This window comes from Kribbella pratensis (assembly GCF_004365355.1).
Lineage (GTDB): Bacteria > Actinomycetota > Actinomycetes > Propionibacteriales > Kribbellaceae > Kribbella.
In genome coordinates, this window is record NZ_SODP01000004.1 from 615,954 (window position 1) to 628,040 (window position 12,087).

Annotated in this window: 10 protein-coding genes; 6 read left to right on the top strand and 4 right to left on the bottom strand. The window is 68.6% G+C overall.

Annotated elements, in window-relative coordinates; translation table 11 throughout:
- Positions 1–22 precede the first annotated feature (22 nt).
- The gene (paaN, locus tag EV653_RS37340) at positions 23–1,714 is read right to left on the bottom strand and encodes a phenylacetic acid degradation protein PaaN (protein WP_134110676.1); all 1,692 of its coding nucleotides are present in this window, start codon (positions 1,712–1,714) and stop codon (positions 23–25) included.
- Between the two features lie 74 nt (positions 1,715–1,788).
- On the opposite strand from paaN, the gene paaI reads away from it, so the two are divergent.
- From paaI to paaK, 3 genes are all read left to right on the top strand, one after another.
- The gene (paaI, locus tag EV653_RS37345) at positions 1,789–2,208 is read left to right on the top strand and encodes a hydroxyphenylacetyl-CoA thioesterase PaaI (RefSeq protein ID WP_134110678.1); all 420 of its coding nucleotides are present in this window, start codon (positions 1,789–1,791) and stop codon (positions 2,206–2,208) included.
- Between the two features lie 97 nt (positions 2,209–2,305).
- Positions 2,306–3,508, top strand: coding sequence for a 3-oxoadipyl-CoA thiolase (gene pcaF / locus EV653_RS37350; RefSeq protein WP_134110680.1), 1,203 nt, complete (start codon positions 2,306–2,308; stop codon positions 3,506–3,508).
- 9 nt (positions 3,509–3,517) lie between these two features.
- Entirely contained in the window at positions 3,518–4,813 is a 1,296-nt protein-coding gene (gene paaK / locus EV653_RS37355; RefSeq protein ID WP_134110682.1) for a phenylacetate--CoA ligase PaaK, read from the top strand.
- Between the two features lie 12 nt (positions 4,814–4,825).
- Here paaK and EV653_RS37360 read toward each other — a convergent pair whose 3' ends face one another.
- Entirely contained in the window at positions 4,826–5,509 is a 684-nt protein-coding gene (locus EV653_RS37360) for a helix-turn-helix domain-containing protein (RefSeq protein WP_134110684.1), read from the bottom strand.
- Positions 5,510–5,727: 218 nt separating this feature from the next.
- Between EV653_RS37360 and EV653_RS37365 the strand changes: the two genes are divergently transcribed.
- Positions 5,728–6,249: a DinB family protein gene (locus EV653_RS37365; protein WP_134110686.1), complete on the top strand. Its 522-nt coding sequence runs from the start codon at positions 5,728–5,730 to the stop codon at positions 6,247–6,249.
- An 82-nt stretch (positions 6,250–6,331) separates the two neighbouring features.
- Positions 6,332–6,958 (top strand): TetR/AcrR family transcriptional regulator, encoded by a 627-nt coding sequence (locus tag EV653_RS37370; RefSeq protein ID WP_134110689.1) that lies wholly within the window; start codon positions 6,332–6,334, stop codon positions 6,956–6,958.
- On the opposite strand, the gene EV653_RS37375 is transcribed toward EV653_RS37370, so the two are convergent.
- Positions 6,955–10,197, bottom strand: coding sequence for a BTAD domain-containing putative transcriptional regulator (locus tag EV653_RS37375; protein WP_134110691.1), 3,243 nt, complete (start codon positions 10,195–10,197; stop codon positions 6,955–6,957). The two genes, EV653_RS37370 and EV653_RS37375, sit on opposite strands and share 4 nt — an antisense overlap.
- An 86-nt stretch (positions 10,198–10,283) precedes the next feature.
- Here EV653_RS37375 and EV653_RS37380 point away from each other — a divergent pair, with 86 nt between their 5' ends.
- A complete protein-coding gene (locus tag EV653_RS37380; protein WP_134110693.1) occupies positions 10,284–11,636 on the top strand; it encodes a serine hydrolase domain-containing protein in 1,353 nt (450 codons plus the stop codon).
- Here the strand turns inward: EV653_RS37380 and EV653_RS37385 are convergent.
- A complete protein-coding gene (locus tag EV653_RS37385; protein ID WP_134110695.1) occupies positions 11,633–12,076 on the bottom strand; it encodes a VOC family protein in 444 nt (147 codons plus the stop codon). The genes EV653_RS37380 and EV653_RS37385 overlap by 4 nt on opposite strands.
- Between the last annotated feature and the right edge of the window lie 11 nt (positions 12,077–12,087).

Consider the following 12,087-nt stretch of genomic DNA (forward strand, 5'->3'; position numbering starts at 1 on the left):
TACCCTCCGTCTCAGGGTCAGCTCAACGACGCTCGGCAGCAACTTCAGCACTGTGGCGGCGGGACTGGATGACGCGGAAGCGGCTCGCGACGTACGCCCCGTCGGTGTACGTCGCGTTCGCGGCCGGATTCGCGCCGGTGCCGTGGAAGTCGCTGAACGCGGCGGACTGGTTCACGAACACCTGGCCGGTCAGGTTCTCGGACAGGGCGACGCCGGCGTCGAGGGCCGCGTCCCGGGCTTCGTCGAGGATCTTCGGGTCGGTCGAGTAGATGCCGGCGGTCATCGCGCCGCCCTCGGTCACGGTCGACTTGAACAGGTCGATCGACTGCGCGGTGTCCGCGGTCCTGACCAGGAACGAGACCGGCCCGAAGCACTCCCGCCGGTACACGTCGGCGTCCTCGGCGTCGATCGCGACGAGCAACGGCGTCCGTACGACGGCATCGGGGAAGGCCGGGTGCTCGATCGCGCGCGACTCCAGCACCACGTCGCCGTACTCCGGGGCGAGCTCGAGGCGACTGATCACAGCCTGGTTCACGATGCCGCCGAGGATCTCGACCGCACGGGCGTCGTCGCCGAGCAGCTTGCTGATCGCAGTCGCGATGCCCTGGCCGACCTCGTCGAACGACTTGTGGCCCTCGTCTGTCTCGATGCCGCCGGCCGGGATGAACAGGTTCTGGGTGGTGGTGCACATCTGGCCGGAGTACAGGCTCAGGGTGAAGGCGAGGTTGTTGCACAGCGCCTTGAAGGAGTCGGTGGAGTCGATGATCACCGCGTTCACGCCGGCCTTCTCGGTGAAGACGGTCGCCTGGGTCGCGTTCTGCTCGAGCCACTCGCCGAACTCGCTGCCGCCGGTGAAGTCGATCAGCTTCACCTCGGGCCGCTGCGCCAGCGGCTTGGCCAGGCCGTCACCGGCCCGCTCGGTGGCCAGGGTGACCAGGTTCGGGTCGAATCCGGCCTCGGCGAGCACCTCGCGGCACACGTCGACGGTGATCGCGAGCGGCAGGACGGCCAGGGGGTGCGGCTTCACGACGACCGCGTTGCCGGTGACCAGGGAGGCGAACAAGCCGGGCCAGGAGTTCCAGGTCGGGAACGTGTTGCAGCCGATCACCAGCGCGACGCCGCGACCGGTGACGGTGAACGTCTTCTCCATCCGGATCGGGTCGCCCTTCGCAGGCTTCTCCCAGGTCGCGGTGGCCGGGTAGCGGTGCATCTCCTCGTACGCGTAGGCGACCGCTTCGAGCGCACGGTCCAGCGCGTGGGCGCCGCCGGCCTGGAACGCCATCACGAACGCCTGCCCGCTGGTGTGCTGAACCGCGTTGGCCAGCTCGAACACCCGCTTGTGCAACCGATCGAGGATCTCCAGCGCCACGCCGGTACGGCCGTCGATCCCGGCCCGGCGCCAGTCCGCGAGCCCCTGCTGGGCAGCCGTGAGCAGCTCGTCCAGGCCCTCCTCGACGACGCGCGGGTACGCGACGTCCATCCGGATCCCGAACGGCGATTGCTCGGTGACGACCGTTCCGTGCGCGCCGGGGATGTCCAGCTCGTAAGTCTTGGCCAGATGCGCCTCGAACGCCGTCTTGCCGTCGGCCGCCGCGTTCTCGCCGTACACCCGCGGGCTCGGCGACTCGGGGAACGCGGAGTGGTAGCCGCGGCTGCGGATCGCGGTCAGAGCGGCGTCGAGTCGGTCACGATGAGCGGCGAGCAGATCGGTCATGCCTGCGATGTTACAGTCGTGGGCGCAACCGGGACTAGAGTGTCATAAACCTTCTTCTCGATGGGGCGGGCCGGATGGACTTGGCAGCCAGGGTGGCCGCGGCGATGTGGGCGGAGGACACCGCCAGCGCCGGGCTGGGCATGCGACTGGTGGCGGTCGGCGAGGGTACGGCGCGGCTCGAGATGAGCGTGCGCGACGACATGGTCAACGGGCACGGGATCGCGCATGGTGGATTCGTGTTCAGTCTGGCCGACTCGGCGTTCGCCTTCGCCTGCAACTCGCGCAACCAGGTGACGGTCGCACAGGCCTGCGACATCGTGTTCGTCGCCCCGGCCCGCCGCGGCGATCTGCTGGTCGCCGAGGCGCAGGAGCGGACCACGTTCGGCCGGAACGCGATCTACGACGTGACGGTCACCCGCGGCGACGCGGTGATCGCCGAGTTCCGCGGCCGCAGCCGCCAACTGTCCGGCACCATTCTCGAGGAGCAGTCATGAACTGTAGTGAATGCGCGCCTCCGGCGCGCGGGTCATGGGGCTGTTGCTCCCGGCCTTCCCTCGTCGCTCCGCTCCTCGGTCCAGGCCGGGAGGCCCCATGACCAGGGAAGCGTTCCTGGTCGACGGCGTCCGGACCCCGATCGGACGGTACGGCGGCGCGCTGGCCGCCGTACGGCCCGACGACCTCGCGGCGAACGTGATCTCGTCGCTGGTGAACCGGACCGCGCTCGACCCGGCGCTGATCGACGACGTGATCCTCGGCTGCGCGAACCAGGCCGGCGAGGACAACCGGAACGTGGCCCGGATGGCGGTACTGCTGTCCGGCCTGCCGGACTCGGTGCCCGGTACTACGATCAACCGGCTGTGCGGATCCGGGCTCGACGCGGTCGCGTCCGCGGCCCGGTCGATCATTGCCGGAGACAACGACATCGTCGTAGCAGGTGGAGTCGAATCGATGTCGCGGGCACCCTTTGTGATGCCTAAGGCAACGACCCCGTTCTCGCGGCAGGCAGAGATCTTCGACACGACCCTCGGGTGGCGGTTCGTGAATCCCGCGCTGCAGGCGCAGTACGGGATCGACTCGATGCCCGAGACGGCGGAGAACGTCGCGGCGGAGTTCTCGATCTCTCGTGAGGACCAGGATCTGTTCGCGTTGCGGTCCCAGCAGCGGGCGGCCAAGGCGCAGGCGAACGGGCGGCTGGCCGAGGAGATCGTTGCCGTTGACGTGCCAGGGAAGCGTGGGGCTGTCACGGTGGTCGATGCCGATGAGCATCCGCGGGAGACGTCGCTCGAAGCTCTTGCCGGTTTGAAGACTCCGTTTCGCTCGCCCGGGACTGTGACGGCGGGGAATGCGTCAGGGGTGAATGACGGGGCTGCCGCGCTGCTCGTGATGAGCGGGGAGGCGGTGGAGCGTTTCGGGATGAATCCGCTGGCCCGGGTGGTCGGGACGGCCGCGGCCGGTGTACCGCCGCGGATCATGGGAATCGGGCCTGCGCCCGCGACGCGGAAGCTGCTGGATCGCACCGGGGTCGCTTTGTCCGATATCGACGTGATCGAGCTGAACGAGGCGTTCGCGTCCCAGTCCCTCGCCGTACTGCGGCAGCTCGGCCTGCCCGACGACGCCGAGCACGTCAACCCGAACGGCGGAGCGATCGCCCTCGGCCACCCGCTGGGGATGTCGGGGGCACGGTTGGCGTTGACCGCGGCGCTGGAGCTTCGCCACCGCGACGCCCGGTACGCGCTGGCCACGATGTGCATCGGTGTCGGACAGGGCATCGCGACCCTGCTCGCTCGTCCTTAGGGGTTCTCCATGCTCGGTGAGGCTTGTCCTTCGGAGTTGCAGGACGCCGGCGAACGGCTGTCCGTCGACGAACTCCGCACCCACCAGTTGTCGTTGCTGCAGGCAACCGTACGGCGTGCTTACGAGAATGTGCCGCACTATCGGGCCGCGCTGGACGGCGTCGGGTTCAAGCCTGGCGATCTTCAGTCGCTGGAGGATCTGAGCCGGCTGCCGTTCACGGCGAAGAAGGATCTGCGCGACAACTACCCGTTCGGCATGTTCGCCGTACCGCGGACCGAGGTGGCGCGGGTGCACGCCTCGTCCGGTACGACGGGGCGGCCGACGGTGGTCGGCTACACGAAGCGCGACCTGGACAACTGGGCCGACCTGATGGCGCGATCGATCCGCGCTGCCGGTGGGCGTGCAGGGGATGTGTGTCATGTTGCCTACGGCTACGGTCTGTTCACCGGCGGGCTCGGCGCACACTACGGAGCCGAGCGCCTCGGGTGCACCGTCGTACCCGTCTCCGGCGGGATGACCGAGCGCCAGGTCGACCTCATCCGCGACTTCGGCGCACGCATCATCATGGTCACCCCGTCGTACTTCCTCTCGATCGTCGACGAGATGTCCGCCCGCGGCCTCGACCCACACGACACGTCGCTGCGGATCGGCATCTTCGGCGCCGAACCCTGGACCGAAGCCATGCGCACCGAGGTCGAGGAACGCACCGGCATCCACGCCGTCGACATCTACGGTCTGTCGGAGGTCATGGGTCCAGGCGTCGCGCAGGAATGCGTGGAAACCAAGGACGGCCTCCACATCTGGGAGGACCACTTCTACCCCGAGATCATCGACCCGGTCACCGGCGAGGTCCTGCCCGACGGCTCCGAAGGCGAGCTCGTCTTCACCACCCTCACCAAGGAAGCCTTCCCGGTCCTCCGCTACCGCACAAGAGACCTGACCCGCCTACTCCCCGGCACCGCCCGCCCCGGCCTGCGCCGCATGCAGAAGATCACCGGCCGCACCGACGACATGATGATCGTCCGAGGAGTCAACGTCTTCCCCACCCAGATCGAGGAGCAGATCCTCCTGGTCCCCGGCCTGACCCCGCACTACCTCTGCATCCTGACCCGCCCCGGCCGCCTGGACGAACTAACCGTCCAGGTAGAAGCCACCCCCGACCTCGACGACTACGCCCCCGCCGCAGCCACCCTCTCCCGCCACATCAAAGACCGAGTAGGCGTCACCGCAGCAGTAGAGGTCGTCCCTCCCCACGCCCTGGAACGCTCCCTAGGCAAAGCCAAACGCATCAAGGACAACCGCTAGACCCGAAGGTCCTCAGAGGAGAGAGTCGGGTTGGGTTTGTGGGTGGCGGGGTTTGCGGAAGGCTGGTGGGCGGATGTGGGGGCGGACGAGAGCCTCCACCTCGAAGTCTTCCAGGTGGAACTTGGCTGCGATCTCGCGGTACGACGCTCCGGTGCGGACCTCGTCGATCACGTCCTCCACGGGTACGTCGTCAACCATCGGGCGGCCGTACGATCGCGCCGGGTCCACGATCACGTCGATGTCGTGGTAGATCACCAGCCGCAGCGTGCCGGCGTACCCGTCGTCGGCCCAGCCGATCGCGGCCGATCCACGGCGCAGTACGCCGGGGAAGCCGCCCTGGCTGTCGCGGATCCGCTCCCAACCCGCGTCACGCCCTTCCGCGGCGATCTCGACGAGCAGATCGCGTCCATCGTGAGCGAGCCCGGACCACGCCAGCGGATAGTGCCGCCCCGCCCGCGATCGCAGCGCCACCGCCGCCTCGCCGATCGCCTGCAATGACAACCCGGTACGGCGCAGGTGCCGCAGCATATGCGTCTCGACCAGCCCGGCGAACGTGATCGTCGGCTCACCACGACCGCCGCTGCCGGCCTCCAGCGCACCGGACCGCAGCCAGTCCCCGAGCGTCGTCGCCGGCAGGCCGAGGTGGAGGGCAACCTCAGCGCGGGTGTAGAGCGGCAGGTCGAACCGTGGATCCACGTGTCACCTCGTTGCGCGGTGCGGGCGCTTGTCAGAACTAGAGTGCCAGAAATGCGGTTTCCTCCCCGGCTGTGATCGGATACGGTCCTCCTGCCGGGGGCATCGACACCTCCGGCGGCGAGAGGAGGTGAGCGCGATGTCGAGTCCGATTGTCGTGCTGCCCGTCCGCCGTGCCCGCGGCTGACCGGGTGGCTCCGTTCCACCAAGGAGTTAGTCGCATGACCGAAGTACAACGTCCGTCCCTGACCGCCGACGAGCGCGCTCAGTTGACCGGATGGCTCGACCTGCAACGTTCCTTCGTCCGGATGAAGTGCACCGGGCTCAGCGAGGAAGATGCCCACCGCAAGGTTCTGCCGACCTCACCGTTGATGACCGCCGCCGGGCTCGTCGCCCACCTGCGCTGGGTCGAGTACTCGTGGTTCCAGCTCGGCATCGCCGGCGTCCCCGACACCGGTCAGACCCCGTGGGTCGAGGGCGCGCACGTCGACGCCGAGATGTTCGTCGACGACGTACCGCTCAAGCAACTCCTCGACGAGTACGACGATGAGTGCCGCCGGTCGAACGAGACCATCGCCGACCTCCCGCTCGAGGTCGTCGAGAAGGGTCAGCCGGCCGAGAAGGCGGCATCGCTGCGGTACGTGCTGTGCCACATGATCGAGGAGACCGCGCGCCATGTCGGCCACCTCGACATCATCCGCGAGCTGCTCGACGGAGTGACGGGATACACCAAGCCGAACTGACGAGGAGGTAACCCGGTTACACCTGCGCCGAGGGGTGGATAGGATGTCCGGCATCTGGCACGGGGTAGCGACAAGAGGTGTGATGAGGGAACCCTCCGTACGCCGTTATTCCGGGCGGTCAGTCGAGGAGTGGAAGGCCGCGCGCCGGGAACGGTTGCTGGCCGCCGCGCTCGAACTCTTCGGGACCGAAGGATATCCGGCGACATCCGTGGAACGCCTGTGTACACAGGCGAAAGTGTCCACCCGGCACTTCTACCACGAGTTCCAGAACAAGGAAGCCGTACTGCTCGCCGTGCACGCGCAGGTGATCGAGTTGGCGGTCCGGAGCACCGGAGATGCGCTCCGCCGGACCGCCGACCGACCGGTCCGGGAGCGGATCACCGCGGCCGTCGACTCGTACCTGCGCACGATCATGGCCGACCTCCGCCGGGCGCGGATCTCGTTCGTCGAGGTGGTCGGCACCAGCCCCGCGGTCGAGGAGCAGCGGATCGCGTTCCGGGAGTTGCTGATCGGCAATGTCCGCGACCTCGGCGACACCGCAGTCGAGCGCGGTGAGATCAAGCGCAAGGACTTCCGGTTCCTCGCGCTGGCGTTCTTCGGCGCGGTGAACACCGTCGTCTACGACTGGATGCTGGCCGAACCACGGCCGCCGGAGCAGAAGGTGCAGAACTCACTGCGGGACCTCGCCGTACAGCTGATCACCGCTTAGTCGGAGCTGTAGCGTTTGCGAAGCTCGGCGACCGCCTCTTCGCGGGTCAGTGCGGCGCCGGCGGCATAACAGGCGTCGTACTTTTCGTTGCCCAAGGCATCACGCAGGCGATCGACAGACCGTTGTACGTCGCCGTCCGGGATCGAGCGCATCCCCCGCAGTACCGTTGTCATCCCGAGGGTCCGCGCCGCCGTCTCGGTCTCGCCCGCGGCCAGGTCCACATCCACCGCGGTCTCGACGACGGAAGCGACGAGCGGCATGTCCTCTGTGGTCAGCGCCAACCGCACGGACTCCTGGTTGCGGCGTTGCGCCAGCTCGAGGTCGCCGGTGGCCGCGTTCGTCCGGCTCAGCTGCGCGAGCATGCTCGCCTGTCCGTGCGGCGCGACCCGCTCCGCCTCGAGGTCGAGCAACCCGTACGCGCGCTCCGCCAGATCCCTCGACTCGTCGAACTGACCGGTCCGGTACGCGATCCGCGCGAATCCCATGTAGGTCATGGCCTCACTGCCGCGGGACCCTGTCTCCTCGGACAGCCGCAAGGCGCGTTCCAGGTCCGCCCGGGCACCGTCCAGGTCGCCGAGCTCGATCCGGGCCATCGCGGCCCCGCCGAGCAACTGCGCGACACCTTCGGTCGTACCGAGTTCTTCGATCAGGTGGCGCGCTTCGATCAGCGACTCCAGCGCCAGAGCATGATCACCGGTGTTGGCCTGGTAGCCCGCGAGCCCGCGCAACGCCATCGACGTACCGAAGCGGTCACCGAGCTGCCGGAAGCCGGCGAGCGCGACCGTCAGGTTGGCCGCCATCTGCTCGACCTCGCCCTCGTTCTCGCGGAACATCGCGCCCATCATCACGCCCATGTTCCGGACCCACGGATCGCGATGCTCGCCGGCCGCCTCGAGCTCCCGGAAGCAGGTCGCCTTGTCCCGCCGGATCGCTGCCCAGACCGCGTTGGTGAACAGTCCGATCCCGGCGTCGACGAGCTGCTGGTGCCGCCGCGTCATCCAGCGGACCGTCGCCAGTCCGCGGATCATCTGCTGGAACGACTTCGCCGGATCATCACCGCTCGACATCTGCCCGAGCGCGAGTAGGTACAGCGCCTCGGCCTTGTCCAGCGGCACACTCTTTCCCGGCACGGCCAGAGCCGCCCGCATCCAGTTGACCGCCTCGGCCGGACGACCGCTCATCGTCCAGTACTCGCCCAGCACCGCAACCATCTGTACGGCGATCCGTGCCGAGCCGATGTCGATCGCAGTACGGAGGGCGTCGAGCAGGTTCTCGTTGTCGGCGGTCAGCCGGGCGATCCACTGGATCTGCTCACCGGTCCGCAGCTTCGGCCGCGCCTGGCGCAGCATCCGGCTGAAGTACGCCGTGTGCTTGCGCCGGAAGTGGTCGTACTCTCCCGAGGCCTTCAGCTGCTCGGCCCCGTACGCACGGACCGTCTCCAGCATCCGGTAGCGCACGGACCGCTCGTCGGCCGCGGCCTCCACGAGGGACTTGTCCACAAGGGAGGCGAGCACACCGAGCACGGCCTCTGGCGGGATGCGGTCGTCGCTGCAGATCTGCTCGGCCGCGTCGAGCGTCGCGCCGCCGGAGAACAGTGAGAGCCGCCTGGCGACCGCCTGCTCGTCCGGGTCGAGCAGGTCCCAGCTCCACTCGACAACGGCTCGCAGGGTCTGGTGCCTGGGCAGTGCGGTCCGGGAGCCGCTGGTCAGCAACCGGAACCGGTCCGCGAGCCGGTCCACGATCTGCGGCGGCGTGAGCGCCCGCAACCGAGCCGCGGCCAGCTCGATCGCCAGCGGCATCCCGTCCAGCCGGCGACAGATCTCGGCGACCGCGTCCCGGTTCTTGTCGATCAGCATGAAGTCCGGGCGTACGGCGCGCGCCCGGTCGACGAACAGCTGCATCGCCGGGTAGTCGTCGGTGTCGTTGTGCTCGTCGTCGGGCGGCATCGCGAGCGGACCGACCGGATGCAGGTGCTCGCCGGGGATGCTCAGCGGCTCGCGGCTGGTCGTCAGCACCCGGAGCCGCGGGCAGGAGGCAAGCAGGGAGTCGACCAGTCCGGCGACCTCCTGGATCAGGTGCTCGCAGTTGTCGAGCACGAGCAGGACGCGGCGGTCGCCGATCACCTCGACGAGCCGAAGCGTTGCAGCCCGGCTGGTCGGGATGTGCTTCGGCGCGAAGGTGGCCGGCTGCACGTCGACGTACTCGCTGGCGCCGAGAGTGGACAGGACAGCTGGTGCCACATCGGCGGCGTCTCCGAGTGGCGCGAGCTCAACGAACCAGATGCCGTCGCCGCTCTGGTCTACGAGCGTCCTACCGGCCTCGGTGGCCAGTCTGGTTTTGCCGGCGCCACCCGGGCCGACCATGGTGACCAGTCGGGTCCCGTTGCTCATCAACCGGGTCAGCTCGGCCACGTCCTCCCGGCGCCCTACGAAGCTGGTCAGCGGAGCACGCAGGTTGCTACGCGGCGCTGAAGGCACAGGAGCTGGTACTGCGGAGGACTTGGCGGTTGGGTCGACGCTGTCGCCGCGCAGTACCGAGACGTGGAGGTCGCGGAGCCGGATGCCGGGGTCGGCGCCCAACTCATCGGCCAGCGTGGTCCGGACCCGTTCGTACGCCGCCAAGGCCTCTGCCTGGCGACCGTCGGCGTACAGAGCGCGGATAAGAAGTTCGTGGACGCGCTCGCGGAGTGGGTGCGTGACGGCGAGCTGCTCGAGGTCGGTGATCAGGTCACGCGCCTGGCCGCAGGTGACAGCGGCCTCGGCGAGATCCTCCGCGGCGGCAAGGCGCAGCTCGGCCAGGCGGTCCGCCTCGACTGCCGCGAACGGGAGGTCACGGAGGTCGGTGAGGGCTTCACCGCGCCACAGCTTGTCGGCCTGGGTCAGGAGGGCGTGGGCCCGCTCCGGCTCGGTCGTCAGCAGGGCGCGGCCGCGGCGTACCAGATCTTCGAACTGGAGAGCGTCGACGCAGTCCGGACCGATCGTGAGCGTGTAGCCGGCCGGGCCGGACTGGACCGAGATGCTCGACTCGGTGGCCGGGAGACCGGCCCGCAGGCGGGACACCAGGGACTGCAGAGCGTTCGCGCTGGGGGCCTCGCTGCCCCACAGGCCGTCGACGAGCGTGTCGACGCTGACCGGCCGCCCGGCGCTCAGCGCGAGGCGCGCGAGCAGTCCGCGCAGGCGGACGCCGCGGATGTCGAGCGGAGTCCCGTCAGCCGCCCACATCGCGAGAGGCCCAAGCACCGCTATGCGCACCCCACCAGCCTCGCATATCCAACCGACCAAATCCCCCTGCCTTTTGTCATCCACCTCCCTTAAGGTCGGAACTCGTGACAGATATCGCCGAGCAGACCCAGAACGCACTCACCCGTATCGTCGCCGAGCGGCAAGCGAAGGGCCGGGTTCCCGGGGTGGTGGGCGCTGTCGCCCGCGCCGGGAAGCTGGCCTGGTCGACCGGAGCCGGATCGGCCGACCTGGACAATCCCGGCGTACCGCCGACCGCGGACTCGCAGTTCCTGATCGCATCGCAGAGCAAGACGCTGACCGCGGTCACGATCATGGCGTTGCGCGACGAAGGCAAGCTCACCCTGGACGACACGGTCGACAAGCTGATCCCGGGCAGCAAACACGAAGGCATCACCGTGCGGCAGATGCTGAGCCACGCCAGCGGCATGCAGCGGGAGCCGGTCGGCGACGTGTGGGACCTGATGAAGTTCCCCTCCCGCGACGAGCTGGTCGACGGGTGGAACGACGCGGAGCGGATCGGCAAGCCGCACCACCGCTTCCACTACTCCAACCTCGTGTTCGCGCTGCTCGGTGAGATCGTCGCGCGGATCGACGGCCGGTCCTGGTACGAGTCGGTCAAGGCGCGGATCCTCGACCCGCTGGAGATGCGCCGTACGACGGTCGGCATGGACGGCGGACCGGCCCAGATCGGGTACTACGTGCCGCCGTGGACCGACGTACCGGTCCGGGAGCCGCTGCTCGACATCGGCGCGATGGACGCCTGCGGCGGCCTCGCATCGACGGCCGAGGACCTGGCGAAGTGGGCGATGTTCGTCGCGAACCCGGTCGACGAGGTGCTGTCGAAGGACACCCTCGACGAGATGTGCCAGGTGCAGATCATGGCCGATGTGGACCGCTGGCAGCTCGCGTTCGGGCTCGGGTTCATGCTGCTGCGCCGCGGCGACCGGCTGTTCGTCGGGCACGACGGCGGCATGCCGGGCCACATCACGTCGACGTTCGTCGACCGCGAGTCCGGTACTGCGGGTATCGCGCTGTTCGGCTCGACGTCCTCGCCGGCCCCGAGCGCACTGGCGACCGACCTGATCATCAAGGTGCTCGAGGACGACCCGCTGCCGCCCGAGGCCTGGGTCCCCGGCACCGAGGTCCCGTCCGAGCTGACCGGTGTCCTTGGGACCTGGTTCACCGAGGGCAGCCCGTTCAACTTCACGGTGAAGAACGGCGTACTCCAGGCCAAGTCCCCGGCGGCCGCCGAGTGGCAGTCACCCGCCGTCTTCGAAAAGATCGCCGCCGACACCTACCGAACCGTCTCCGGCCGCGAGACCGGCGAACTCCTGCAGATCACCCGCGACTCCTCGGGCACGCCCGAAAAGTTGCACTGGGCAACCTACCTCTGCACCCGTCAACCGCTGGCCTTCAGCGAGATCAACCCCGGCTAGACCACGCAGAAGTCGTTGCCTTCCGGGTCCTGCATCCAGAGGTGGTCGAGGGTGGTGGAGTTCTCCATCGGGACTTCGCGGATCAGGGTGGCGCCGGCGGTCAGCAGAGTTTCGGCTTTGGAGCGGATGCGTTGTTCGCGCAGGTGCTGGGGCTCGGCACGGCCGCCGGCTGCCTGAAGGTCGAGGTGGAGGCGGTTCTTGACCGTCCGGGGCTCGGGGACCTTGAGGAACGAGATCGACGGGAGGATGCCGTCGGGGTCGGAGATCGAGGCGCCGTCGTTCCACTCGTCCTCAGGGACGTTCAACGCGGTCAGCCAGTCCTCCCACGTGTCCCACCCGGTCGGTGGATCCGCCTCGGTGTAGCCCAGCGCCGTACACCAGAAGCGCGCGACCACGGCCGGGTCCGCGCAGTCGATGGTGAGCGTCCAGTTCGTCGTCATACGACCACCTT

What these genes read in the sequence shown, in the direction of transcription:
- EV653_RS37365 (WP_134110686.1), top strand. Translation starts at nt 5,728, where the DNA reads ATGACCGAAGTACAACGTCCGTCCCTGACCGCCGACGAGCGCGCTCAG.
- EV653_RS37370 (WP_134110689.1), top strand. Translation starts at nt 6,332, where the DNA reads ATGAGGGAACCCTCCGTACGCCGTTATTCCGGGCGGTCAGTCGAGGAG.
- paaN (WP_134110676.1), bottom strand. Translation starts at nt 1,714, where the DNA reads ATGACCGATCTGCTCGCCGCTCATCGTGACCGACTCGACGCCGCTCTG.
- pcaF (WP_134110680.1), top strand. Translation starts at nt 2,306, where the DNA reads ATGACCAGGGAAGCGTTCCTGGTCGACGGCGTCCGGACCCCGATCGGA.
- paaI (WP_134110678.1), top strand. Translation starts at nt 1,789, where the DNA reads ATGGACTTGGCAGCCAGGGTGGCCGCGGCGATGTGGGCGGAGGACACC.
- paaK (WP_134110682.1), top strand. Translation starts at nt 3,518, where the DNA reads ATGCTCGGTGAGGCTTGTCCTTCGGAGTTGCAGGACGCCGGCGAACGG.
- EV653_RS37385 (WP_134110695.1), bottom strand. Translation starts at nt 12,076, where the DNA reads ATGACGACGAACTGGACGCTCACCATCGACTGCGCGGACCCGGCCGTG.